Source organism: Pseudomonas sp. PGPR40 (assembly GCF_022014505.1).
In the GTDB taxonomy this organism is placed as follows: domain Bacteria; phylum Pseudomonadota; class Gammaproteobacteria; order Pseudomonadales; family Pseudomonadaceae; genus Aquipseudomonas.
In genome coordinates this window covers 21,356-44,315 of record NZ_JAKLSP010000032.1, presented here as the reverse complement: position 1 = coordinate 44,315, position 22,960 = coordinate 21,356, and the positions used below count along the sequence as shown (strand labels likewise).

Sequence of the window (22,960 nt, the reverse complement as noted above, 5' to 3'; positions counted from 1 at the left end):
CGAACAAGCCCCGACATGTTCAGACCTCTCTTCGTATTTATCGGCACGCGTTATACCCGTGCAAAGCGTCGCAATCATTTTGTGTCGTTCATTTCCCTGACCTCGATGATCGGACTCGCCCTCGGCGTGGTCGTGATGATCGTTGTGCTGTCGGTCATGAATGGCTTCGATCATGAGATGCGCACCCGCGTGCTGGGCATGGTGCCCCACGCGACCATCGAGTCCGGTGAGCCGATCAGCGACTGGCAAAACCTGGCCGCCAAGGTCAAGCAGAACCCGCAGGTGACGGCGGTTGCGCCCTTCGTCCAGATGCAGGGCCTGCTGACCAACAACGGCAAAGTCTCCAAAGTCCTGCTCAATGCCATCGACCCTGCGCAGGAACGGCAGGTGTCGATCATTGATAACTTCATGCAGCAGGGCAAACTCGACGACCTGGCGCCGGGCAGTTTCGGCATCGTCATCGGCGACAAGGCCGCCGCCAAGCTCGGCGTGGCGGTCGGCGACAAGCTGACGTTTGTCGCGCCGGAAGTCACAGTAACCCCGGCCGGGATGTTCCCGCGGATGAAACGCTTTACCGTGGTCGGCATCTTCCATGTCGGTGCCGGTGAGATCGACGGCTATCTGGGCATCACCAATCTGCAGGATCTGGCGAAGCTGCATCGCTGGAAGCCGGATCAGGTCCAGGGCCTGCGCTTGAAGTTCGACGATTTGTTCCAGGCGCCACGCGTCGCATGGACCATCGCCCAGCAGCTCGGCGAAGATCAGTATTACGCCCGCGACTGGACCCGCACCCACGGCAATCTGTATCAGGCGATCCGCATGGAAAAAGCCATGATCGGCTTGTTATTGCTACTGATCGTTGCCGTGGCGGCGTTCAACATCATTTCCACGCTGGTGATGGTGGTGAACGACAAGAAGGGCGACATCGCGATCCTGCGCACCCTCGGCGCCACGCCGGGTTCGATCATGGCGACGTTCATGGTCCAGGGCACGGTCATTGGCGTGGTCGGCACGCTAATCGGCGCCGTGGTCGGGATCTTCGCCGCGTTGAACGTCAGCGCCGCGATTTCGGCCCTTGAAGGGCTGATCGGTCATAAATTCCTGAACGCCGACGTGTATTTCATCGATTACCTGCCGTCGCAAGTGCAGAGCCAGGACGTGTTGATGGTCTGCGCCGCCGCGTTGGTCCTGAGTTTCCTCGCCACCCTGTATCCAGCCTGGCGTGCCGCGCGCACCCAGCCTGCGGAGGCGCTACGTTATGAGTGAGTCGGGCATGAGTGATAAAGCAATCTTGAGCTGCCGCAACCTGGGCAAATCCTACGTGGAAGGCCCGGAATCGGTAGAGGTTCTGGCGGGTCTGCAACTGGAGCTGCATCCGGGTGAGCGCGTGGCGATCGTCGGTACCTCGGGTTCGGGCAAAAGTACCTTGCTCAACCTGTTGGGCGGTCTCGATACGCCGACCAAGGGCAGTGTCTGGCTGGCCGGTGAAGAGCTCTCGGCACTGAACGAAAAGGCCCGTGGCCTGCTGCGTAATCGGTCGCTGGGTTTCGTTTACCAGTTCCACCACTTGCTGCCTGAGTTCACCGCGCTGGAAAACGTCTGCATGCCATTGCTGATCGGTAAAACCGCGATCCCGGAAGCGCGTCAGCGTGCGACGGCGTTGCTGGAGCGGGTAGGGCTGGGTCATCGTCTGGAGCACAAACCAGCGGAATTGTCTGGTGGCGAACGCCAGCGTGTGGCCATCGCTCGCGCCCTGGTGAACAAGCCAGGCCTGGTGATGCTCGACGAGCCGACCGGCAACCTCGACTCCCACACCGCCCAAGGCATTCAGGATTTGATGCTGGAACTCAGCACCTCGATGCGCACCGCGTTCCTGGTGGTGACCCATGACATGAACCTGGCCCGCCAGATGGATCGCGTCCTGCATTTGCAGGAAGGTTACCTGACACCCATCTGATTGACCGAAACCCGGCGTACTGAACAGTGTGTCGGGTCTTTTATTTTTATACGGTGCCCCAGCGAATGTTCAGACCGTTATCGATCTTTATCGGCACGCGCTATACCCGCGCCAAGCGCCGCAATCGCTTTGTATCCTTCATCTCGATGACCTCGATGATCGGCCTCGCCCTGGGCGTGCTGGCGATGATCGTGGTGCTGTCGGTGATGAACGGCTTCCAGCGCGAAATGAGCTCGCGCATCCTCGGCATGGTGCCCCACGCGACCATCGTCGGCGTGAACCCTATCGATGATTGGCAGCCGGTGGCCGCCGCGGCGATGAAGAATCCTGAAGTGACGGCGGCGGTGCCGTTCACCGAGATGGAAGGCATGCTGTCCTACAAGGGGACGATGCAGCCGATCCAGGTCAGCGGTGTCGACCCGGCGCTGGAAGGCAAGGTCTCGATCGTTGCCAAGCACATTGTTCAGGGGCGTCTCGATGCCTTGAAACCGGGCGAGTTTGGCGTGGTGATCGGTGAGATCACTGCGCGGCGCTTTCGCTTGAACGTCGGCGACAAAATCACCCTGATCGTGCCGGAAATCAGCACCGCACCGGGCGGGATTACCCCGCGCATGCAGCGACTGAATGTGGTGGGCGTGTTCAAGGTGGGCGCTGAGCTGGATGGCTCGATGGCGCTGATCCACCTCGCTGATGCTGCGCAGATGCAGCACTGGCAGCCGAATCAAGTGCAAAGTGTGCGCCTGGCGGTGAAGGATCTGTACGCCGCGCCGCAAGTGTCGAGCGACATCGCGACAGGCCTGGGCGCCACCTACAAGGCTGACGACTGGACCCACACTCAGGGCAGCCTGTTCAGCGCGATGAAGATGGAAAAAACCATGATCGGTCTGCTGTTGCTGATGATCGTCGCGGTGGCGGCGTTCAACATCATCGCCACCCTGATCATGGTGGTGAACGACAAGGGCGCGGACATCGCGATCCTGCGCACCATCGGCGCGACGCCTCGGCAAATCATGGCGATCTTCATGGTGCAGGGTACGGTGATCGGGGTTGTCGGTACCTTGATTGGCGGCGTGCTAGGCGTGATCGCAGCGCTGAACGTCAGTGAGCTGGTGGGCTGGATGGAGCGGGTCAGCGGGCAGCACATCTTCAGTTCCGATGTGTACTTTGTCAGTAACCTGCCATCGGAACTGCAGGGGGCGGATGTGTTGTTGATCTGTTCCGCCGGTTTCATCATGAGCTTTTTGGCAACGGTGTATCCGGCGTGGCGGGCGGCGAAAGTCGAGCCGGCTACGGCGTTGCGGTATTCGTAAGTCGTTACACCGCTTTCGCGAGCAAGCCCGCTCCCACATTGGATCTGAGTCGGTCACAAATTTGCGATTCAACTCGGTCAAATGTGGGAGCGGGCTTGCTCGCGAAGGGGCCAGACCTGCTGGCCTCAATCCCCCTTCGGCAACTCAATCACAAACCGCGTCCATTCGTTATCCGATTCGCAACGAATCTGTCCGCCATGGGCACGGATGATCGATTGGGTGATCGCCAATCCCAACCCTGCATGCTCACTGCTGCCTTCACGACGCGCCGGGTCTGCCCGGTAGAAGCGGTCAAACAAGCGCGGCAACAAATCTTCAGAAATCCCTTCACCACTGTTTTCAACGGTCAGGCTCAAGCCAATCGGCTGCTCGATAATCTTCACCCGCACCTCGCCACCGACCGGGGTAAACCGCAGCGCATTATCGAGCAAATTGGACAGCGCGCGACGCAACATACTGCGGTCGCCCTGCACCCTCGCGCTGCCGTCACGACTTAACTTCACCTGGGCGTCCTCGGCCAGCGGTGCAAAGAACTCCAGCAGCGCATCGGCTTCTTCGGCCAGTTCCAGCGGTTCGCGTTTGGGCGTCAGCAAGCCGTGGTCAGCCTTGGCCAGGTACAACATGTCGTTGACCAATTGCGCCATCCATTGCAGTTCTTCGAGGTTGCTGTGCAGCGCTTCGCGGTAATCCTCAATGGGGCGAGGGCGGGTGAGGGTGACTTGGGTGTGGGTCAGCAGGTTCGACAGCGGTGTGCGCAGTTCATGGGCGATGTCGGCAGAGAAAGCCGAGAGACGCTGAAAAGAATCGTCGAGGCGTCCGAGCATGGCGTTGAAGCTGTAAGCCAATTCCTCGAGCTCGGGCGGCATGTCTGCTTCTGGCAGGCGAGCGTTGAGCGATTGCGCCGAAACACCGCTGGCGACCGCACTCATGCGCCGCAGCGGGCGCAAACCACTGCGCGCTGCCCAGGCGCCGAGCAGGGCGGTGGCCAGCGCCGACAAACCGACCGTCAGCCAAATCAGATGCTGCATGCGTTGCAGAAAGTGTTGGTGATGGGTGATGTCCAGCAGCAAAGTCAGTTGCGGTGAGTCGGGTTTGTCGGGGAATAGCGGTGCATTCAGGACGCGATAGTCGGTGCCGTCGTCGTTCATCGTCGACAGGCCCAATTGGCGCGGCAAGTCTTTGGGTAAACGGGCTGAGCTGTCGTACAAACGTTGGCCATCGCTCCCAATGATGCGCAGCGAAAGATCGGCTTGTCGGCTCAATTCATCGGTCAATCGGGCCTCGGCTTCGCTGGACTGAATGTCCTCCAGCGCCCGGCGCACCCCCATCAGTTTGCCGTTGAGCAACTGTTGGTCCAATTCGACAAAGTGCGCCTCGCTCGCGCGGCTGAACAACACGCCGGCAATCAACGACACCACGGCGGTGCAGGCTGCAAACAGCAGCGCCAGACGCCTGCTCAAAGACAGTCGGCGCATCAGGCAGGGCGCTCTTCAAGGACATAACCCATGCCGCGTACGGTGTGGATCAACTTGTTCGGAAAGTCATCGTCAATCTTCAGGCGCAAACGGCGGATCGCCACTTCAATGACGTTGGTGTCGCTGTCGAAATTCATGTCCCACACCTGGGACGCGATCAGTGACTTGGGCAGAACTTCGCCCTGACGCCGCAGGAGCATTTCCAGCAGAGCGAATTCCTTGGCGGTCAGGTCGATGCGTTGACCGTTGCGCTCGACCCGGCGGCGGATCAAGTCCAGGCGCAAGTCAGCCAGTTGCAGGCTGGTTTCCTGAGGCGTAGCGCTGCCGCGACGCAACAGGCTGCGAACCCGCGCCAGCAGTTCGGAGAAGGCGAATGGTTTGACCAGATAGTCGTCGGCACCCAGTTCCAGACCGTGAACCCTGTCCTCCACTGCGTCTCGCGCTGTAAGAAACAGTACCGGTGTGTCCAGGCCAGCGCCGCGCACTGCTTGCAGAATCTGCCAGCCATCGCGGCCGGGCAGCATGACATCGAGGATCAACAAGGCGTAATCGCCGCTCAACGCCAGTTGCTGGCCGGTGCTGCCGTCAGCCGCCAGCTCGGTGGTGAAACCGGCCTCGGTCAGGCCTTGGCGCAGGTAGTGGCCGGTTTTCGGTTGGTCTTCGACAATCAGCAGTTTCATGGGCGACTCGGGCAATTGGAACGGGTGCGTTATACCGTGGGCGGCGGCGATAAAGGTCAATCTGACAAAGTTGTAATCTGCCTGTCAGGTGGCCGGCAGAGCCCGCGGGTTAGAGTTTCCCACAAGCTGAACCTCATCTTGTTGGAGTACGACTATGTTTTTGCGAAAGCGTCTGGTACTGGCTGCTTGCTTGCTGACTCTGAGCCTGGGGCTTGAGGCTTCACCCGCGCATTCCTATGACTTCGGTCAACCTGCGACGGCCGCCAAGGCTACCCGCAGCGTTGAAGTGGTGATGGGCGATATGTCCTTCACTTCCAGGGCGATTGATATCAAGGCCGGGGAAACCGTGCGTTTTGTACTGGTGAATAAAGGCCAGTTGCTGCACGAATTCAACCTCGGCGACGCGGCGATGCATGCCCGGCACCAGCAGGAAATGCTCCAGATGCAGCAAAGCGGCATGCTAATGCCTACAGGCATGAAGGCCATGGACCACGGCTCAATGGCCGGAATGGGGCATTCCTCCGAAGGGCATGGGATGAAACATGATGACCCGAACAGTGTGCTGGTGGAACCGGGCAAAACGGCTGAACTCACCTGGACCTTCACCAAGGCGACCGATCTGGAATTTGCCTGCAATATTCCCGGCCACTATCAGGCCGGCATGGTCGGCAAACTGACAGTCAGTCAGTAAGCACTCAAAGGCGGGAGCAAAGGCTGGTAGAATCCGCTGATTCTTCAGTCAGGTTTCCGCCATGCATCCCGCAGCCGAACATTCGCCGCTGGGCAAATCCAGCGAATACATCGCCACCTACACACCGTCCTTGCTGTTCCCGATCCCGCGAACCGCGAAATGGGCCGAGCTGGGCCTGACGGCTGAAACCTTGCCGTACAAGGGTGTGGACTTCTGGAACTGCTTCGAGCTGTCGTGGCTGTTGCCGTCCGGCAAGCCCGTAGTGGCGATTGGCGAATTCAGCATTCCGGCGGATTCGCCGAACATCATCGAATCGAAGTCGTTCAAGCTGTACCTCAACTCGCTGAACCAGACCGCGTTTACCGACATTGCAAGCCTTGAAGCTACGCTGGCGAAAGACCTCTCGGCCGCTGCCGGTAAACCGGTGGGCGTGCGCATTCGCAGCCTGAAAGAGGTTGAGACAGAAGGCGTCGTGGCGTTGCCGGGTGTGTGCATCGATGACCTGGACATCAGCGTCAGCAACTATGAGCACCCGCGCCCGGAATTGCTGCGGTGCGATGAGTCGCGCATCGTTGAAGAGAGCGTGCACAGCCATTTGCTCAAATCCAACTGCCCGGTCACCAGTCAGCCGGATTGGGGCAGTGTGGCGGTGGAGTATCGCGGCGCGGCGCTGGATCACGCCAGTTTGCTGGAATACATCGTAAGCTTCCGTCAGCACTCGGACTTCCATGAGCAGTGCGTGGAGCGGATTTTCCTCGACCTGCAACGGTTGCTGAAACCGGAGAAATTGACGGTGTATGCGCGCTATGTGCGTCGTGGCGGGTTAGACATCAACCCGTATCGCAGCACCGAAGAAGTACAACTGCCGAACCATCGTCTCGTACGTCAGTAAAGGTCCAATTGTGGGAGCGGGCTTGCTCGCGAAAGCGGTCTAGCAGGCACGTTGATGTTGAATGTGCCGACGTCTTCGCGAGCAAGCCCGCTCCCACATTGGATTGCATTTCAGGTCGCAGACATTAAAAAGCCCCACTATCACTAGCGGGGCTTTTTGCATCGGGCGGGTTCAGATCCCCATGTTACCCAAGGCTTGCACGATGTTGCGCAAGGTGCCGGCAAGCGTGGGGTGTTCGAGTTCGAAGCGCTCGACGGCCAGGTTCACATTGTCGGCGAGGTTGGTGTCCTGGGTTTTGGTTTCCAGCTCAAGTTCAAGTTCGATCTGTTGCATCAGCGCGTGCAGGTCAGCGCGCTCGGCTTCGGAAAGCGGTGGATTCTGTTCCAATTGCTCGCGCAGTTTATTGAGCTGTTCTTGCAGTTCGCGGGCAGGCATGGCGTTCTTCCTTTTATCGATAGGCACTGGCATAGACCGCAGCGGCGCGCCAAAGGTCTAGGGCTGACCTTTAGATTAATCCACTCCCGGGCAAACTGCATGATCTCGGTCAGGGCTTTTCGCCCTTGAGCCGGCGCAGGCTGATATCGGCGAGGCAGGTGTCGAGTTCGCCCAGATGATCAATCACCGAATGCACGCCCAGGCCGAACAACTGCATTGTCGCCTTGCCGCGCAGGTGTTCCCGTTCCTTTTGACTCAAGGCCTGCCATTCGCTTGGAGCCAGACCGCACAGCGAGCCGCAGGACGCCAGGCCAATGGTCCACAGTCCGGCATTCAGGCCTGATTGCAGAAGGCGCGGTTCGCCGCTGACCAGCACGCAGCCGTCCAGGCGATCGACATTCAACGCCATCAAGGCTTGCCAGCAGGCATTCGGGGCTGGCCATGGATTGATTGTTGCGGGGTGTTGCGAAGGTTTGATCCAGTCCGGGAGTGCCGTGGCCAGCGAGTGGCTGAGGGAAGGGGGCAGTTCATCGAGCCAGGCGCAAGGAATCTGTTGGTGTTGCAAACTGGACAGGCTATCCAGGGCGCCGGGCGTGACTTCGGCATGTTCGGCAGTCAATGTGCCGGATTGGCGAGTGCGTGCGCCGAAATCCACCAGACATCCACTGAGGCCGAACAGTACAGCGGTCAGACTGGGTGCGATGAGAGGCGGGGTTTCGGCGCGCGGCATATCAACATCCTTGAAATAGTCACAAGACTATTCGTGGACGGTGACAGTTGAGTGACACTGATATGAATCGCTCACAGTCAGGAGGAGTCAGCCGCAGGCCATCGCGCACGATGCTGCCTAAACCGGGTTTTCCGTCATATACTAGCGGCTTTTGCGACTGGGCCGAGCGCCCGCGTCAGTACAATCCAAGGAGTTTCTCTATGCGCTGGAGCAATCGACTCGCTCAGCTTTGTATGTGTGCCAGTGTATTGCTGGTTCCGTTTGCAGCTCAGGCTGCCACGGAAGAAGATCCTTGGGAAAGCATTAACCGCCCGGTCTACAAATTCAACGATTTTATCGACACCTACGGGCTGAAGCCGTTGGCTCAGGGCTATCAGTTCGTCACGCCGCAGTTTCTGGAAGAGGGCATCCACAACATGTTCCGCAACGTCGGCGATGTGACCAACCTCGCCAATGACGTGTTGCAGGCCAAGCCCGCCGCGGCTGGCGTCGACACCGCGCGTTTGATCTTCAACACCACCTTCGGCCTGTTGGGCTTCTTCGACGTGGGCACTCAGATGGGCCTGCATCGCAACGACGAAGACTTCGGCCAGACCCTCGGTTACTGGGGCGTGGGCAGCGGCCCATACCTGATGCTGCCGTTTCTGGGCCCAAGCACCCTGCGTGATGCGCCTTCCAAATATATCGACGGCTATACCGGCCCGTATCGCTACATCAACGATGTGCCGGTGCGTAATTCGATCTTCGGCCTGAACATCCTCGACACCCGCGCCAACCTGCTGTCGGCCGAGAAACTGATCAGCGGCGACAAATACACCTTCATTCGCAATGCATACCTGCAAAACCGCGAATTCAAGGTCAAGGACGGCCAGGTCGAAGACGATTTTTAAATCTCGACCGGTAAAGCGAAGAAGGCGGCCAATTGGCCGCCTTCTTTCGTTTGGTTTGCAGGTTGGATCGGGTTTTTTTCAACCACACCACCTCGGTATCGGCCTCAAGGCCTCTGTTTGGCTCATGGGCTCGATCCTTCCTTTGGGTTACGGTTTTGCCTGTTCTTATAACTCCCGGTGATTTGATAAGTAAAGACGTCAAGCGACCATCGGCGTGAGCTTGAAACGCCTCGCGGATGGGAGTACCGTCTGCGCCTTAGAAGGGCACCTTTGATGTACCTGTGAATCGGGCAAGCGCTCGAAAACGGTGCGGCAGAGAGGCTAGAAAGCGAATCCAGTAGTGTGTGCAGGGCCCAATGCCCAGCCTGCTACGCCAACCTAATTCTGGCGCCGTTTGCCCACATGCCAAAAACCAGTGCCACGCTGCTGATAATCGATGATGACGAAGTAGTGCGCGCGAGCCTCGCGGCCTACTTGGAAGACAGTGGTTTCAGTGTCCTGCAGGCCAGCAATGGCCAGCAGGGTCTTCAGGTATTCGAGAAAGACAAGCCCGACTTGGTCATCTGCGATCTGCGCATGCCGCAGATGGGCGGACTCGAACTCATTCGCCAAGTCACTGAGCTGTCGCCGCAAACCCCGGTAATCGTGGTGTCGGGCGCCGGCGTGATGAACGACGCGGTCGAGGCCTTGCGCCTGGGCGCGGCGGACTACCTGATCAAGCCTCTCGAAGATCTGGCCGTGCTCGAGCATTCCGTGCGTCGAGCCCTGGATCGTGCGCGCCTGCTGCTGGAAAACCAGCGCTACCGTGAGAAGCTGGAAAAGGCCAACCGTGAGCTCGAAGCCAGTTTGAACCTGCTCCAGGAAGACCAGAACGCCGGTCGCCAGGTGCAGATGAACATGCTTCCGGTCAGCCCCTGGAGCATCAACGAGTTCCAGTTTGCGCACCAGATCATCCCGTCGCTGTACCTGTCGGGCGATTTCGTCGACTACTTTCGGGTCGACGAGCGTCGGGTAGCGTTCTACCTGGCGGACGTTTCCGGTCATGGCGCCTCTTCAGCCTTCGTCACCGTACTGTTGAAGTTCATGACCACGCGCTTGCTGTTCGAATCCAAGCGCAACGGCACGTTGCCGGAATTCAAGCCTTCAGAGGTTCTTGGTCATATCAACCGGGGCCTGATCAGTTGTAAGCTGGGTAAACACGTCACAATGGTCGGTGGAGTCATCGACGAGGAGACCGGTTTGTTGACCTATAGCATCGGCGGTCATCTGCCGTTGCCTGTGTTGTACACGCCAGACAGTGTTCGTTATCTGGAAGGGCGCGGTCTGCCGGTGGGCCTCTTCAATGAAGCTACCTATGAAGACCACGTACTGGAATTGCCGTCAGTGTTCAGCCTGACGCTGATGTCTGATGGCATTTTGGATCTTTTGCCAGAACCCACACTCAAAGATAAAGAAGCTGCTTTGCCTCAACGGGTGAAAGCAGCGGGCGGCAGCCTGGATGGTCTGCGCCAGATTTTTGGATTGGCCACGCTAGGGGAGATGCCGGATGATATCGCCCTGTTGGTGTTGAGCAGGAATCTTTAATGAGTACCGGTAGAATCCAGTTCGCCGAGCAGGACGGCACCTTCGTCCTGAAATTCGTCGGTGAAGTTCGCCTGACCCTGTGTTCGGCGTTGGATGCGACTATTGAGCGGATCTTCACCGCGTTGAATTTCAACGCCATCGTGATCGACCTGACCGAAACCCGCAGCATCGACAGCACCACCCTGGGCCTGCTGGCCAAACTGTCGATCCTGTCGCGGCAAAAGGTCGGCCTGCTGCCGACCGTCGTCACCACCCACGAAGACATCACCCGTCTGCTGCAGTCCATGGGCTTCGAGCAAGTGTTCAACATCGTTGACCGCCCGATCCCCTGCCCTGAATGCCTGACCGACCTGCCAGATCAGGATCAGTCCGAAGAAGTGGTGCGGGTCAAAGTTCTCGAAGCGCACAAAATCCTTATGGGCCTGAACGACTCCAACCGTGAGGCGTTCCATGACCTGGTGAATGCGCTGGAGCGGCACTGACTATCAGAAAATGCTGTGGCCCCCGATCCCCTGTAGGAGCGAGGCTTGCCCGCGAAGGCGTCATAACAATCACCACATCCCCCAGCGCGAAGCCAACCCAGTCCCCACTACCCAACACGCACAAAAAAGGGCGAACCCACCAAGGTTCGCCCTTTTTGCATTGCGCTGAACTAGATCACAGCTTGGCCTGCAACAACGCCTCAAGCTTCTCCTGATCCCGAGCAAACTGACGGATCCCCTCAGCCAGCTTCTCAGTCGCCATCGCATCCTCGTTGGACAACCAACGGAACTGCGCTTCATTCAAGCTCAGACGCGCTTCACCGGCATGCCCCGGCGCCAATTTGCGCTCCAGCTTGCCAGTATCCGCCGCCAGCTTCTCCAGCAGATCCGGGCTAACGGTCAGACGATCACAACCGGCCAACTGCTCGATCTGATTCAGGTTACGGAAGCTCGCGCCCATCACCACAGTCTTGTAGTCATTGGCCTTGTAGTAGTTGTAGATACGCGTCACCGACTGCACGCCCGGATCATCCGCGCCGGTGTAGTCGTTGCCGGTGGCTTTCTTGTACCAGTCGTAGATGCGGCCCACGAACGGCGAAATCAGAAACACCCCGGCATCGGCACAAGCGGCCGCCTGAGCGAAGGAGAACAGCAGCGTCAGGTTGCACTGAATGCCTTCCTTCTCCAGCTTCTCGGCAGCACGAATGCCTTCCCAGGTCGAAGCGATCTTGATCAGCACACGGTCACGACCAACGCCGGCCTTTTCGTACAGGTCGATCAGACGGTGCGCACGCTTCAATACGGCATCAGTGTCGAACGACAGGCGCGCATCCACTTCGGTGGAAATACGGCCCGGTACAACCTTCAGAATTTCTTGCCCTACCGCAACGCCAAAACGGTCGCTGGCCAGGCCCACATCGCCATTGCAGTCGTGAACGCAAGCGTTCAGCAACTCGGCATAGCCGGGAATGGCTGCCGCTTTGAGCAACAGGGAAGGGTTGGTGGTGGCGTCCACGGGTTTAACGCGAGCGATTGCTTCGAAGTCGCCAGTGTCCGCAACCACGGTGGTCATTTGTTTGAGTTGTTCCAGCTTGGAAGTCATGAGCGTGCTCTGTCCTATGGGTCCAATGACATTACCCGAGCGCTTGCAGCCACTCAAGGGCGTGTACGTGTATCGACGGCCCCAGCGGCAACATCCTGAAAACGGATGTTTGAAAGGCGGGGCGGGTATCGGTAAATACGATGCTGAAATGGGAGGCAGGTTCAATGCAAGTGACGGTTAGCGTGCTGGGCAGCCCTGGGCCCTGTCCTCAATACATACCGGTTTGGCCGGTTTGCGGATTAGACCTTTGAGCGCTCGGGCCGAACAAGTGGCGGCCACGATTTCAACGCTGCCATTTTTTAACGAAACAAACTGAACACGATCACCGACGCGAAGCCCCATGAGGCGCGAAGCTCGGCTGGAAGGGTGATCCGTATGATTACTCCGTTCCGTTTTGCAAATGAGCGGTAGGGGAATCAGCGCCCCTCCAACAACTCCGCCGCCTGATCCAGCAATGCCAAAGGCTGTTTAGCCTTATGAATATCCACCGATAACAACTGCCGAAACTTCCGCGCCCCCGGAAACCCGGTGCCCAGCCCCAGCACATGCCGAGTGATGTGATGCATCGATCCACCCGCCAGCAGATGCTCGGCGATATAAGGCCGCAACTGCGCCAGCGCCTCGGCCCGACTGATCACCGGGGCCTTGCTGCCAAACAGCTGCTGATCCACCTCAGCCATCACATAAGGATTGTGATACGCCTCACGGCCCAGCATCACGCCGTCAAACGTCTGCAAATGCTCGTGACAGGCCTCCAGCGTCTTGATCCCGCCGTTGAGAATAATCTCCAACTCCGGAAAATCCGCCTTCAACCGCGCCGCCACGTCATAGCGCAGGGGTGGAATGTCGCGGTTCTCCTTTGGCGACAACCCCTCCAGAATCGCAATCCGCGCATGCACGGTAAAACTCGTGCACCCGGCATCCCGAACCGTGCCGACGAAATCACACAGCTGCTCGTAACTGTCCCGCCCATTGATCCCGATCCGATGCTTCACCGTCACCGGAATCGACACCGCATCGCGCATCGCTTTCACACAATCAGCCACCAACTGCGGATGCCCCATCAGGCACGCGCCGATCATATTGTTCTGCACCCGATCACTCGGGCAGCCGACGTTTAGGTTTACCTCGTCGTAACCGTGCTCCTGGGCCATGCGTGCGCAGGCGGCCAGGTCTAGTGGGACACTGCCACCGAGTTGCAGGGCGAGCGGGTGTTCGGCTTCGTTATGACGCAGGAAGCGGTCGTGATCGCCGTTGAGGAGCGCGCCGGTGGTGACCATTTCTGTGTAGAGGAGGGCGTGTTTGGAGAGTAGGCGTAGGAAGAAACGGCAGTGGCGGTCTGTCCAATCCATCATCGGGGCGACGGAGAAGCGGCGGGAGAGCGGGGCGGGTGTGGCGGTGATTAGGGGCATTGGCGTTTCTGGAATGGGTGAGGCTGGGAGGTGGGGAGTTTATCAGGATTGGGCTTGCGGAGCTCAGATGAGTCTTGCTGAGGTAGTTGAGAGAATGAACACAGGAACGGGAGAGTGAGCGACTTGGTACGAGACCGGATAACTGTCTCGATTTTTCTTTCCATTCCGCTTTCCCCATTGGTAAATAGCCTTGGATCTTTGTGTGGTCGGCACAGGCGCCAAAGCGAAGGGACTTGCAATGAGGAGTCGTCGATATACGGACACCTCTGTAAGTTAATACGTGGTGTCCGCGTAATTACTTAGTGAGGTCAGTACTAAGTAGTGGCTAAATTTTGAAAGTATACGGCGACCTCCAATTAATGCCATTGACGCTTGATTTCCTGCCACTGGTTGTCTGACAGCCACTGATCTGACGCCGGAAAGAAAATATTCTCCTCAGCGGCCATATGGTCGTAATATTTCTCGATGAAGTCATTGATAGTGTCAGCAATTACTCTCGTTTCCTGAGTTGTGTCCTCCAACATCTTCAGCTGTCCAGCAATGCGCCCAAATGCCTTGTGATCTCGCTCGATATCCTTGACCCGTTGGTGGATCGGCGCCTCAGTCTCTAACAAGGCCAGCCGAATAAGTTCTTCATTTTCATGATGGTGTCGCTCTGCATCACCATGCAAGGCTTCCAGCATCTTGAACAACAGCTTGCAGTCATCAGCATCATCGGATTCATGTCTCATCTTTCTCAGCAACTCTTTGATCTGAGTAATTTTCATACTTACTTCATGATGATAGGCCTGAAGTTCTTTCAACAAGACGTTCATATCAAATCCTCGACACGACACCAAACCATCCCAGAAAAAAACCAGCAACCTCCAAGGGAGCCTACAATTTTAAATTTCAATATTTTCAATGCCTTGCCAAACGCACTCGTCAGCACTATTTAACTTTTTTAGTATAGGCGAGCACAAAGCTCTCACCTCAGGAGATTTTCCGCCCTTGGAAGAAATTGAAATATCAAGTGTGTGTTTATATGCACTATTTGATCTGTCGGATAGCGAAAACGGAAGGAAAAGCAGCACCCAAATCGACGCGATTCATACCAGGGATGCTGAACCAACGCTGTCGCTCAGCAATGTTTCATCAACTTCGGCAGGCCCGCAGCATAGGATGACCACCTAAGATTGTGTCGCCACGCTCCCATCCCACAGGAAACTGAAAAATGATCTCGAACCTCTTCAAAGTCGTGATGATCTCCAGTGCCGAGCTCCTGAGCGCCTGTTCGGGCATGAGCACCAGCACCTGTTTTTCAGAAGCCTGCCAACAGTTAGATAGCCATAACCCCAACAAGTTAAACCTCGGCGGCAGTGCCATCGGCAACAGCTTCAATGAATACAGCTCGAACTTGTTGCACGATTAAGGGTGACGCAACGGCTGAGGTGTACCCGCCGTTGCGTGATCTGCCTGATGCATCGCGCGTTCTGGTTTTGCGACTGCTGCGCATTGACGCCTCGGCGTGGGCGAGTCCATTCAATTACATGGAGCGTGTAACGGCGGGCTATTTTGGGTATAGGGTTTGTAGTCGCCGGTCGTGCAAACCCGCAGTTGGCCTTGTTGCAGGACGGTATCCAGATGCGAAGGGCTTTGCTGTGCCTGAACGCCATTGGCTAGCGCGAGCAGGCCGCAGAGCATCATTGTGCTTTTTAGGGTTTTCATTGTTATCGGGCTTTTGTGATGGAGTAGGGGCAAGGCGGGATCAGTGTAGTGAAACCGCTTCTTGACTGTCATGTCATCCATCACAGTGGAGAGGCCGCAGCGGCCGCACGATGCCACGACATCCACCGATGGCCCGGCTCAATGACAGCAGCAACTGGAGCCCACACACCCGGACGTTTTTCTGACACGCTTATCATTGTCCGCGGCCAGCAGGCTTGCCGAATAACCAGCCTCCGTCAGCGCCGAGATCAGGGTGTTGCTTTGTACATCGCCCGTCACCTTGACCCGGCCATGGGTCAGATCGACAGTCACTTCGCCAACCCCCGCCAGCGGTTGCAGCGCCGCGTTGACGTGTTTGACGCAACTGCCGCAGCTCATGCCCTCAACTTGCAGTTCAATACTGTTCATGGATAAAACCTCTTTGGTGGCGGCGCCGATCAGCGCTTGAAGTCATCGTTGACCTTGTCACGATGGCAAGGTCAAGCGCTTGTTTCGTGCTCAGTCAATCGAGGCCCGGCGCAGGCGCAAGGCGTTAAATACCACTGAGACAGAGCTGACGCTCATGGCCAGTGCAGCCACCAATGGGGACAGCAGATGCCCGGTCAGCGGGTAGAACAATCCGGCGGCGAGGGGGATGCCCATGGCGTTGTAAGCCAGGGCAAAAGCCAGGTTCTGGTGCATATTGCGTACGGTTGCCACTGACAGACTGCGGGCATGCAGAATGCCGAGCAGGTCGCCCTTGACCAGGGTGACTTGAGCGCTGTTCATGGCGACATCGGTGCCGGTGCCCATGGCGATACCGACGTCGGCACGGGCCAGGGCCGGGGCGTCGTTGATGCCATCGCCGGCCATTGCCACACGGTGCCCGCGTTCCTGCAATTCGGCGGCCAAGCGTTCCTTGTCCTGTGGTTTGACCTCGCCGTGGACTTCTTTGATGCCCAGTTGGCGGGCGACGGCGCGGGCGGTGGTGAGGCCGTCTCCGGTCGCCATAATGACCTGTACGCCATCGGCTTGCAGGCGTTCGACGGCGAGCCGGGTCGTGGGTTTGATCGGGTCGGCGACGGCGAGTAGCCCCGCGAGCACGCCATCCACGGCCAGGTACATGATGCTGGTTCCGTCGCTGCGCAGCTGCTCGGCGTGGGGCTGCAGGGTTTCGATGGCGACGCCGGCTTCAGCCATCAGGGCGGTGTTGCCCAGTTGAACACGGTGCCCGTCGACTTGTCCGCGCACGCCGATCCCTGACGCCGATTCGAACGTCTGCGCTGTACTCAACACCAGGCCGTTGGCGCGAGCGCGATCGACGATGGCGTGGGCTAACGGGTGCTCGCTGCCCTGGTCGAGGCTGGCGGCCAGGCGAAGCACTTCGTCAGCACTGTAGCCCGGCGCAGGTTCGACGCTGTGGAATGCCGGTCGACCTTCGGTGAGAGTGCCAGTCTTGTCCACGATCAGGATGTCGACCTTGCGCAGGTTCTCGATTGCCGCCGCATCCCGGAAGAGCACGCCGCTGCTGGCAGCCTTACCGGTGGCGACCATCACCGACATCGGTGTGGCCAGGCCGAGGGCGCACGGGCAGGCGATGATCAGCACGGCCACCGCATTGATGAGGCCGAACACCCAGCTCGGTTGCGGCCCCCACAGTCCCCAGCCGACAAAGGTCAGAACGGCGATGGCGATCACTGCCATGACGAAATAGCCGGCAATCACGTCTGCCAGGCGTTGCATCGGTGCCTTGGAGCGTTGTGCCTGAACCACCATCTGCACAATTTGCGCGAGTACAGTCGCTGAGCCGACTTTCTGCGCCTGCATCACCAGGCTGCCGTGGGTATTGAGGGTGGCGCCGATCAGTCCGTCCCCAGGGCGTTTCATCACGGGCACTGGTTCGCCTGTGAGCATGGATTCGTCCACCGCGCTTTCACCCTGCAGCACCACACCGTCGACCGGGACTTTCTCGCCGGGGCGCACGCGCAAGGTGTCGCCGCTGTGCACATGGCTCAGGGGAATGTCCGTTTCGCTGCCATCGGCATTGATCCGGCGCGCGATCTTGGGCGCCAGGCCGAGCAGCGATTTGATCGCGGCCGAGGTTTGCGAGCGCGCCTTGAGTTCGAAAATCTGCCCGAGCAGCGTCAGGGAGATGATCACTGCCGCTGCTTCGTAGTACACCCCAACCCGACCGTCCATCATGAAGATGGCTGGGAACAGGCCGGGTGCCAGCGTGGCGGCAAGGCTGTAGAGGAAGGCTGCGGCGGTACCGAGGCCGATCAGCGTCCACATGTTGGGGCTGAGCTGGATGACGGAACGCACGCCGCGCACATAGAACGGCCAGCCGGCCCACAGCACGACAGGCGCGGCGAGTACCAATTCGACCGCGTTCTGTGTGGCACCGTGAAACAGGTTCAAGGCATGACCACCCATGGCCAGCGCGGTGACGGCCAGGGTTAGCGGCAGGGTCCACCAGAAGCGCCGGGAAAAGTCCTCGAGCTCAGGATTGCTTGCTTCCTCCAGTTCGGGCAATACCGGTTCCAGGGTCATGCCGCACTTGGGGCATGTACCCGGGCCGCGCTGGCGGATTTCCGGGTGCATGGGGCAGGTGTACTCTTTTTCGCTCGCCGCCGACTCCGGTGTCTGCTGCGTCTGGGCAGGTGACTTGAAGTCATCCAGATGATCGCTATGGCGATGCATGGGTCAGTGCCTGCCGCCGTGGTGATGGCCAAACAGATGCATCAACGGGCACAGCAATAGAATCAGGTAGGGCAGAAACGGGTAGATATGGCCGTAATGCTCGCGGGCCAGGTAAAACAGGCCGATTACTAGCAGCATGCCCAGCGCGATGCCGGGTTTGCTGCGCCAGAAGGAGGGGGCTGGAGATGTCGAGGGAGGAGAGTGGTTCATATGGCAAGCTCCGTTCTGACGAACATGTCCTGGGATTTCGTCCTGCCATGCCGGCCAGTACGACCCTCAGCGACGGGGGCGAGGTTTATTGGCTCATCGGCATCTTCATCATGCTGGATTGCTGATCCATCATTTTCATCATCATGTCCATCATCGCTGTGCCCGAACCGTCCTTGTTGCCGGACATGCCTTTACCCATCCCCATGCCTGTGCAATGGTCGTGCATCATGCCCATGCTGTTTTTCATCGTGGTCATGCCTTCCTGCATCGCCGCCTGGCGCTCGGCCGGGGTTTTGGCGGCGATCATTTTGTCGTGGGCCGCCTGCATTTTCTGCATCTGTTCGCTCATGGCCTTGTCTTGCATGGGCGTGGTCTGGGTTGAGTCGGTTGTGGGGGTGGCAGGCGCTGTTTCGGGGTGATGTTCGTCGGTGGCCAGCACTGGCAATGGGCTGCTGATGAGCAGTGCGGCTATGAGCGATTTGACGTAGGTGTGCATGACAACCTCCACAATATTAGGGGGATCGGCAGCGCTAAGACGGCTGCGGACCAGAGCATGTCGTGTTCCCGATAGAAGGAATAATCCCGAACTTACGCCACGACCGGAGGGCGTTGTTGATCCATATCAAATGAAGCCTCCAGACTTATTGCGCTGCTATCTCCATCTCCGGACTCAACGTCCCCAGCCAAGCCACCAACCCCACAATCAACACCGCCGCTGCCAACTCCACCACCACACTGCGCCGCAGCGCATTGGCGGCGACCGTGTATTGCCCGTCCTGCAGCGACCGCTCCAAAAACGGCCCAAGGTGAAACCGGTTCAACGCGGCGAGCACGAGCATCCCTGCAAACAGCACCACTTTGATGAACAGCAAAACTCCATAAGTAGTGAGAAAAACCTCATCCAGTTTCGGCCCGACGATGAACAGATAATTCACAACCCCCGTCACCGTGATGACCACCACGATGACCGCGCCAATCACCTCAAATCGATTGACCGCGCGTGCCAGCAACCTGATGTGGGCTTCAGTTTGCAGAGCGTTGGTTTTCGCCATCAGCGCAAACGCCACCAATGCACCCAACCATGCCCCCGCCACCAGCAGGTGCAGAATGTCTACCGCAAAATGCCAATCACGACGACTGCCTTCATCCATCGCGCCATGCCCGTTCCAGGCCAGGCTGGAGAGGGCGATACCGCCAGCAAAAGCCGCGACCCACAAGCTGAAGCCAGGCGCACGGAGCATCACCGCTAAACCAGCGACCACCAGCGCAACGGTGCGAGCCATGCAGGCCAACCCCACGTCCGTTTCAAGCATCATCATCTCGATGTGCGGACGCAGCTCTGCGAAGTCCGATTCGCCGCTCATGGCACTTGCCATCATCAACATGCTGGCAACGGACAACATCACACCCAGCACTGCCGTCCCCGCCAACATCGACCGGAACGGCAACACTGCCCCCGACATCCGTTCTTGCCCTTTAAGGCAGTACAGCCCAAAAAGCGCCAACCCAAACAACAGCATCAAATCCAGATACAACGCAAACCGCAGGGCAATGCTGATTGAGTCGCTCATCCATCACTTCACTTTGAACGTAACGTTGCCGGTGATCGGGTGAGTGTCCGAAGACACGGCGCGCCATTCGACTTTGTAGCTGCCGGTGGGCAGTGGCGAGAGCGGGGTGATGACCATGGTTTTCGGGTCGCTGCCGCCGGAGACTTTGGCCTTCATCGGCATGGGCGAGTGGGCCATGCCGGGCATGGCCGTCATGACCAGTTTGGCGCCGGAGAATTGGGTCACGAGGTTTTCGGAGAAGCGCAGTTCGATAGTGCTCGGTGCTGCGCCTTCCGCGCCTTCTGCCGGGGTAGAGGAGAGCAGTTTCGGGTGGGCTTGAGCCAGTGCGCTCATGAGCAGCCCAATGGCAACAGCGGTAGTTTTAATCATGCGCATGCAAGGCCTCTTACCGCTTTAAGCGGTTGGTTTTTAGGTTTTTGAATTGAAGCGTTTAGAACCACAACCGAACGCCGACGACGAGACGGGCTTCGCTGCGGTCCTCGCCTTCGTCTTTGGCGTAATCGGCGGTTTTGCCGTAGGTGCGGTTCCAGGTCACGCCGATATAGGGCGCGAATTCCCGGCGGATTTCATAACGCAGGCGCAGGCCGGCTTCGGTGTTGGACAACCCGGAGCCGATGCCCCGTTGCGGGTCGTTTTTGCCGTAGACATTGAGCTCGGCGGTCGGCTGCAAAATCAGCCGGTTGGTGAGCAGGATGTCGTAGTCACCTTCCAGCCGTGCGGCGGTCTGGCCACCTTCGCCGATGAAGGCCGTGGCCTCGGTTTCGAAGTTGTACAGCGCCATGCCTTGCACGCCGAACGCGGCCCAGGTTTGCGGGGCGCCGGGTTTGAAATCCTGGCGCACGCCGGTCACTACGTCCCACCAGGGGGAGATGGCGTGACCCCACAGGGCCTGGACTTCGGCGTCTTCGGTTTTGCCATTGACGCGTTCGCCTTCGGAGCGCAGCCACAGGCGATCGATGTCGCCGCCGATCCAGCCGGACAGATCCCATGCCAACGCGCTGCCGTCGTCGGCGTCCTGCCACTCGAGTTTGTCGGCGAGGAAATAATAGTTGAGTGCGGTGTCATGTACGGCGTGGCCGGCAGGGCTGGCGTACACGGCGGCGCGGTCGGCTTCGGTCAGTGCCGGAATCGGCGTGCGGCTTTGGGTCGGCGCGGCGGGCTGCATCTGGCCGTCATCCATGCTCTGCATTTGACTGTGGTCCATGCTCTGCATTTGGCTGTGATCCATGCCCGGCATCTGGCTATGGTCCATGCCCTGCATGTCATCGGTAGCCATGGCTGAAGAAACCGTAAAGCCAGCGAGCGCCAAAGCGAGGCGGGTAGAGCGAATCAATTTGGTCATCGGGTAGCGCCTCATTCTTCCACGCGAACTTCACGGAACATGCCCATTTCCATGTGGTACAGGAGATGGCAGTGATAGGCCCAACGCCCGAGCGCATCGGCGGTGACCCGATAGCTGCGCCTTGATCCCGGTGGCATGTCGATGGTGTGTTTGCGCACCATGAACTGGCCGTTCTCGTCTTCGAGGTCGCTCCACATGCCGTGCAGGTGAATGGGGTGAGTCATCATCGTATCGTTGACCAGGACGATGCGGATTCGCTCGCCGTACTTGAGGCGCAGCGGTTCGGCGTCGGAGAATTTCACGCCGTCGAACGACCAGGCGAACTTCTCCATGTGCCCGGTCAGGTGCAGCTCGATGGTGCGGCCGGGCTCGCGGCCGTCCGGGTCTTCGAAGGTGCTGCGCAGGTCGGAGTAGGTCAGTACGCGGCGACCGTTGTCGCGCAAGCCTAGGCCCGGGTCGTCGAGTTTCGGCGAGGTGCTCATGGCTTGCATGTCCACCAGCGGGTTGTCTTTTTCCGTGTCGGGATGGGATTGCATGCCGGCCATGCCGCTGTGATCCATCCCCGCCATATCACCGTGATCCATCCCGCCCATGCCCATGTCATCCATGGTCACCAGCGGTCGCGGATCCAGCGGTGGCACCGGTGCCGACAACCCGGCCTTCGCCGCAAGCGTGCCTCGCGCATAACCGGTTCGATCCATCGATTGCGCGAACAGGGTGTAGGCGTTCTGGGTCGGCTCGACGATCACATCGAAGGTCTCCGCCACCGCGATGCGGAATTCGTCGACGCTCACCGGTTTGACGTATTGACCATCTGCCGCGACCACGGTCATTTTCAGGCCGGGGATGCGCACGTGGAAGTACGTCATCGACGAGCCGTTGATGAAACGCAGTCGCAGCTTTTCGCCGGGGCGGAATACGCCGGTCCAGTTCATGTTCGGCGCCTGGCCGTTCATCAAGTAGGTATAAGTGGCACCGCTGACATCAGCCAGATCGGTGGGGTTCATGTTCATCTCGGCCCACATCTTGCGATCGGCGACCGTCGAGCCCCAGCCTTTCTCGCTGACATCGTGGATGAAATCGCCCACGGTGCGTTTGTGGTAGTTGTAGTAATCCGATTGTTTCTTGAGTTTGCGCATCAGGCCGACGGCGTCTTCGTCGGTCCAGTCGGTCAGCATCACCACGTAATCGCGGTCGTACTGGAACGGCTCCGGTTCCTTGGCGTCGATCACCAATGGTCCGTAAACCCCGGACTGTTCCTGAAAGCCCGAATGGCTGTGGTACCAGTAAGTGCCGCTCTGCCGGACCTTGAATTGGTAGACGTACATGCCATCCGGTTCGATGCCGTGAAAGCTCAGGCCCGGTACGCCGTCCATGTTGGCCGGCAGCAAGATGCCGTGCCAGTGAATGGAGGTGGTGTCCTTGAGCTTGTTCTTCACCCGCAACGTGACGGTGTCGCCTTCACGCCAACGCAGCAGAGGGCCGGGAATGCCGCCGTTGATGGTCATCGCGGTGCGAGGTTTGCCAGTGATGTTGACCGGGGTTTCGCCGATGAACAGGTCGAACTCGGTACCGGCCAGCACGTTTGGTTCGCCAGGGCTGGTGACCGCCCAGACCGGCGTGCGCCACAGCCCGAGGCCAGCGAGGACTCCGCCAGCGGCGAGGCCCTTCACGAAAGTGCGTCTTGAGGTGTTGGAATGCATGCCGTTTTTCCCGTCCGTCAATCTGGTGAAGCCCTCAGGTCCATCCTGAGCGGAGGAAGGGAACTTCTATAAGAGGAGGCTAGCGGGCGGCGCCTTTCAGCAGACTGA

24 protein-coding genes and 1 pseudogene are annotated in these 22,960 nt (G+C 58.9%); 9 read left to right on the top strand and 16 right to left on the bottom strand.

Annotated features, from left to right (window positions below):
• The first annotated feature begins 15 nt into the window (after positions 1–15).
• The 3 genes from MEB48_RS24035 to MEB48_RS24025 all read left to right on the top strand — a co-directional run bounded on the left by MEB48_RS24035 (position 16) and on the right by MEB48_RS24025 (position 3,267).
• Positions 16–1,266 carry a lipoprotein-releasing ABC transporter permease subunit gene (locus MEB48_RS24035; protein ID WP_237886330.1) on the top strand — a complete coding sequence of 417 codons (1,251 nt, stop codon included), beginning with the start codon at positions 16–18 and terminating at the stop codon, positions 1,264–1,266.
• Positions 1,267–1,273: 7 nt separating this feature from the next.
• Positions 1,274–1,957: a lipoprotein-releasing ABC transporter ATP-binding protein LolD gene (lolD, locus tag MEB48_RS24030; RefSeq protein WP_020700644.1), complete on the top strand. Its 684-nt coding sequence runs from the start codon at positions 1,274–1,276 to the stop codon at positions 1,955–1,957.
• 65 nt (positions 1,958–2,022) lie between these two features.
• Positions 2,023–3,267 (top strand): lipoprotein-releasing ABC transporter permease subunit, encoded by a 1,245-nt coding sequence (locus MEB48_RS24025; RefSeq protein ID WP_237886329.1) that lies wholly within the window; start codon positions 2,023–2,025, stop codon positions 3,265–3,267.
• 125 nt (positions 3,268–3,392) lie between these two features.
• Here MEB48_RS24025 and MEB48_RS24020 read toward each other — a convergent pair whose 3' ends face one another.
• Entirely contained in the window at positions 3,393–4,742 is a 1,350-nt protein-coding gene (locus MEB48_RS24020) for a heavy metal sensor histidine kinase (protein ID WP_237886328.1), read from the bottom strand.
• Positions 4,742–5,422, bottom strand: coding sequence for a heavy metal response regulator transcription factor (locus MEB48_RS24015; protein WP_218399094.1), 681 nt, complete (start codon positions 5,420–5,422; stop codon positions 4,742–4,744). Before MEB48_RS24015 ends, MEB48_RS24020 begins: the two co-directional genes overlap by 1 nt.
• Before the next feature lie 154 nt (positions 5,423–5,576).
• Between MEB48_RS24015 and copI the strand changes: the two genes are divergently transcribed.
• Both copI and queF read left to right on the top strand, forming a co-directional pair.
• Positions 5,577–6,113: a copper-resistant cuproprotein CopI gene (gene copI, locus MEB48_RS24010; RefSeq protein ID WP_237886327.1), complete on the top strand. Its 537-nt coding sequence runs from the start codon at positions 5,577–5,579 to the stop codon at positions 6,111–6,113.
• A 61-nt stretch (positions 6,114–6,174) separates the two neighbouring features.
• Positions 6,175–7,005 carry an NADPH-dependent 7-cyano-7-deazaguanine reductase QueF gene (queF, locus tag MEB48_RS24005; RefSeq protein ID WP_237886326.1) on the top strand — a complete coding sequence of 277 codons (831 nt, stop codon included), beginning with the start codon at positions 6,175–6,177 and terminating at the stop codon, positions 7,003–7,005.
• A 171-nt stretch (positions 7,006–7,176) separates the two neighbouring features.
• On the opposite strand, the gene MEB48_RS24000 is transcribed toward queF, so the two are convergent.
• Both MEB48_RS24000 and MEB48_RS23995 read right to left on the bottom strand, forming a co-directional pair.
• A complete protein-coding gene (locus tag MEB48_RS24000; RefSeq protein ID WP_205889667.1) occupies positions 7,177–7,440 on the bottom strand; it encodes a DUF4404 family protein in 264 nt (87 codons plus the stop codon).
• 109 nt (positions 7,441–7,549) lie between these two features.
• The gene (locus MEB48_RS23995; protein ID WP_237886325.1) at positions 7,550–8,170 is read right to left on the bottom strand and encodes an HAD family phosphatase; all 621 of its coding nucleotides are present in this window, start codon (positions 8,168–8,170) and stop codon (positions 7,550–7,552) included.
• 200 nt (positions 8,171–8,370) lie between these two features.
• Between MEB48_RS23995 and MEB48_RS23990 the strand changes: the two genes are divergently transcribed.
• From MEB48_RS23990 to rssC, 3 genes are all read left to right on the top strand, one after another.
• Positions 8,371–9,060, top strand: a complete 690-nt coding sequence (locus MEB48_RS23990) for an MlaA family lipoprotein (RefSeq protein ID WP_237886324.1) — start codon at positions 8,371–8,373, stop codon at positions 9,058–9,060.
• Positions 9,061–9,462: 402 nt separating this feature from the next.
• Positions 9,463–10,644 (top strand): two-component system response regulator RssB, encoded by a 1,182-nt coding sequence (gene rssB, locus MEB48_RS23985; RefSeq protein ID WP_237886323.1) that lies wholly within the window; start codon positions 9,463–9,465, stop codon positions 10,642–10,644.
• Positions 10,644–11,126, top strand: coding sequence for an anti-sigma factor antagonist RssC (gene rssC / locus MEB48_RS23980; protein WP_007897104.1), 483 nt, complete (start codon positions 10,644–10,646; stop codon positions 11,124–11,126). Before rssB ends, rssC begins: the two co-directional genes overlap by 1 nt.
• Positions 11,127–11,301: 175 nt before the next feature.
• On the opposite strand, the gene tal is transcribed toward rssC, so the two are convergent.
• The 3 genes from tal to MEB48_RS23965 form a co-directional block, all read right to left on the bottom strand.
• Positions 11,302–12,228, bottom strand: a complete 927-nt coding sequence (tal, locus tag MEB48_RS23975; protein ID WP_237886322.1) for a transaldolase — start codon at positions 12,226–12,228, stop codon at positions 11,302–11,304.
• A gap of 416 nt (positions 12,229–12,644) precedes the next feature.
• A complete protein-coding gene (gene dusA, locus MEB48_RS23970; protein WP_237886321.1) occupies positions 12,645–13,640 on the bottom strand; it encodes a tRNA dihydrouridine(20/20a) synthase DusA in 996 nt (331 codons plus the stop codon).
• Between the two features lie 356 nt (positions 13,641–13,996).
• Positions 13,997–14,455, bottom strand: coding sequence for a hemerythrin domain-containing protein (locus MEB48_RS23965; RefSeq protein WP_237886320.1), 459 nt, complete (start codon positions 14,453–14,455; stop codon positions 13,997–13,999).
• Positions 14,456–14,853: 398 nt separating this feature from the next.
• On the opposite strand from MEB48_RS23965, the gene MEB48_RS23960 reads away from it, so the two are divergent.
• Complete coding sequence (locus MEB48_RS23960; protein WP_237886319.1) at positions 14,854–15,051, top strand: hypothetical protein; 198 nt, start codon at positions 14,854–14,856, stop codon at positions 15,049–15,051.
• 146 nt (positions 15,052–15,197) lie between these two features.
• Here MEB48_RS23960 and MEB48_RS23955 read toward each other — a convergent pair.
• From MEB48_RS23955 to MEB48_RS23915, 9 genes and pseudogenes are all read right to left on the bottom strand, one after another.
• Positions 15,198–15,347 (bottom strand): annotated as a pseudogene (locus MEB48_RS23955) (transporter substrate-binding domain-containing protein); the annotation flags it as partial.
• A 138-nt stretch (positions 15,348–15,485) separates the two neighbouring features.
• Positions 15,486–15,755, bottom strand: coding sequence for a heavy-metal-associated domain-containing protein (locus MEB48_RS23950; protein ID WP_237886318.1), 270 nt, complete (start codon positions 15,753–15,755; stop codon positions 15,486–15,488).
• A 90-nt stretch (positions 15,756–15,845) separates the two neighbouring features.
• On the bottom strand, positions 15,846–17,927 hold the full coding sequence (locus tag MEB48_RS23945; RefSeq protein ID WP_237886353.1) for a copper-transporting P-type ATPase: 2,082 nt from the start codon (positions 17,925–17,927) through the stop codon (positions 15,846–15,848).
• Positions 17,928–18,029: 102 nt separating this feature from the next.
• Entirely contained in the window at positions 18,030–18,236 is a 207-nt protein-coding gene (locus tag MEB48_RS23940) for a DUF2933 domain-containing protein (RefSeq protein WP_237886317.1), read from the bottom strand.
• An 85-nt stretch (positions 18,237–18,321) separates the two neighbouring features.
• On the bottom strand, positions 18,322–18,732 hold the full coding sequence (locus MEB48_RS23935) for a hypothetical protein (RefSeq protein WP_237886316.1): 411 nt from the start codon (positions 18,730–18,732) through the stop codon (positions 18,322–18,324).
• Positions 18,733–18,877: 145 nt separating this feature from the next.
• Complete coding sequence (gene copD, locus MEB48_RS23930) at positions 18,878–19,807, bottom strand: copper homeostasis membrane protein CopD (RefSeq protein WP_237886315.1); 930 nt, start codon at positions 19,805–19,807, stop codon at positions 18,878–18,880.
• 3 nt (positions 19,808–19,810) lie between these two features.
• Positions 19,811–20,182 (bottom strand): copper homeostasis periplasmic binding protein CopC, encoded by a 372-nt coding sequence (gene copC, locus MEB48_RS23925; RefSeq protein WP_237886314.1) that lies wholly within the window; start codon positions 20,180–20,182, stop codon positions 19,811–19,813.
• A gap of 55 nt (positions 20,183–20,237) precedes the next feature.
• Positions 20,238–21,149 carry a copper resistance protein B gene (locus MEB48_RS23920; protein WP_237886313.1) on the bottom strand — a complete coding sequence of 304 codons (912 nt, stop codon included), beginning with the start codon at positions 21,147–21,149 and terminating at the stop codon, positions 20,238–20,240.
• A gap of 11 nt (positions 21,150–21,160) precedes the next feature.
• Positions 21,161–22,852: a copper resistance system multicopper oxidase gene (locus MEB48_RS23915; RefSeq protein WP_237886312.1), complete on the bottom strand. Its 1,692-nt coding sequence runs from the start codon at positions 22,850–22,852 to the stop codon at positions 21,161–21,163.
• Between the last annotated feature and the right edge of the window lie 108 nt (positions 22,853–22,960).

What these genes read in the sequence shown, in the direction of transcription:
- copC (WP_237886314.1), bottom strand. Translation starts at nt 20,182, where the DNA reads ATGCGCATGATTAAAACTACCGCTGTTGCCATTGGGCTGCTCATGAGC.
- dusA (WP_237886321.1), bottom strand. Translation starts at nt 13,640, where the DNA reads ATGCCCCTAATCACCGCCACACCCGCCCCGCTCTCCCGCCGCTTCTCC.
- MEB48_RS23945 (WP_237886353.1), bottom strand. Translation starts at nt 17,927, where the DNA reads ATGCACCCGGAAATCCGCCAGCGCGGCCCGGGTACATGCCCCAAGTGC.
- copD (WP_237886315.1), bottom strand. Translation starts at nt 19,807, where the DNA reads ATGAGCGACTCAATCAGCATTGCCCTGCGGTTTGCGTTGTATCTGGAT.
- MEB48_RS23990 (WP_237886324.1), top strand. Translation starts at nt 8,371, where the DNA reads ATGCGCTGGAGCAATCGACTCGCTCAGCTTTGTATGTGTGCCAGTGTA.
- copI (WP_237886327.1), top strand. Translation starts at nt 5,577, where the DNA reads ATGTTTTTGCGAAAGCGTCTGGTACTGGCTGCTTGCTTGCTGACTCTG.
- MEB48_RS24000 (WP_205889667.1), bottom strand. Translation starts at nt 7,440, where the DNA reads ATGCCTGCCCGCGAACTGCAAGAACAGCTCAATAAACTGCGCGAGCAA.
- tal (WP_237886322.1), bottom strand. Translation starts at nt 12,228, where the DNA reads ATGACTTCCAAGCTGGAACAACTCAAACAAATGACCACCGTGGTTGCG.
- MEB48_RS23935 (WP_237886316.1), bottom strand. Translation starts at nt 18,732, where the DNA reads ATGCACACCTACGTCAAATCGCTCATAGCCGCACTGCTCATCAGCAGC.
- MEB48_RS23940 (WP_237886317.1), bottom strand. Translation starts at nt 18,236, where the DNA reads ATGAACCACTCTCCTCCCTCGACATCTCCAGCCCCCTCCTTCTGGCGC.
- MEB48_RS24035 (WP_237886330.1), top strand. Translation starts at nt 16, where the DNA reads ATGTTCAGACCTCTCTTCGTATTTATCGGCACGCGTTATACCCGTGCA.
- MEB48_RS24020 (WP_237886328.1), bottom strand. Translation starts at nt 4,742, where the DNA reads ATGCGCCGACTGTCTTTGAGCAGGCGTCTGGCGCTGCTGTTTGCAGCC.
- MEB48_RS24025 (WP_237886329.1), top strand. Translation starts at nt 2,023, where the DNA reads ATGTTCAGACCGTTATCGATCTTTATCGGCACGCGCTATACCCGCGCC.
- rssC (WP_007897104.1), top strand. Translation starts at nt 10,644, where the DNA reads ATGAGTACCGGTAGAATCCAGTTCGCCGAGCAGGACGGCACCTTCGTC.
- MEB48_RS23915 (WP_237886312.1), bottom strand. Translation starts at nt 22,852, where the DNA reads ATGCATTCCAACACCTCAAGACGCACTTTCGTGAAGGGCCTCGCCGCT.
- MEB48_RS24015 (WP_218399094.1), bottom strand. Translation starts at nt 5,422, where the DNA reads ATGAAACTGCTGATTGTCGAAGACCAACCGAAAACCGGCCACTACCTG.
- MEB48_RS23995 (WP_237886325.1), bottom strand. Translation starts at nt 8,170, where the DNA reads ATGCCGCGCGCCGAAACCCCGCCTCTCATCGCACCCAGTCTGACCGCT.
- MEB48_RS23920 (WP_237886313.1), bottom strand. Translation starts at nt 21,149, where the DNA reads ATGACCAAATTGATTCGCTCTACCCGCCTCGCTTTGGCGCTCGCTGGC.
- queF (WP_237886326.1), top strand. Translation starts at nt 6,175, where the DNA reads ATGCATCCCGCAGCCGAACATTCGCCGCTGGGCAAATCCAGCGAATAC.
- MEB48_RS23965 (WP_237886320.1), bottom strand. Translation starts at nt 14,455, where the DNA reads ATGAACGTCTTGTTGAAAGAACTTCAGGCCTATCATCATGAAGTAAGT.
- rssB (WP_237886323.1), top strand. Translation starts at nt 9,463, where the DNA reads ATGCCAAAAACCAGTGCCACGCTGCTGATAATCGATGATGACGAAGTA.
- lolD (WP_020700644.1), top strand. Translation starts at nt 1,274, where the DNA reads ATGAGTGATAAAGCAATCTTGAGCTGCCGCAACCTGGGCAAATCCTAC.
- MEB48_RS23950 (WP_237886318.1), bottom strand. Translation starts at nt 15,755, where the DNA reads ATGAACAGTATTGAACTGCAAGTTGAGGGCATGAGCTGCGGCAGTTGC.
- MEB48_RS23960 (WP_237886319.1), top strand. Translation starts at nt 14,854, where the DNA reads ATGATCTCGAACCTCTTCAAAGTCGTGATGATCTCCAGTGCCGAGCTC.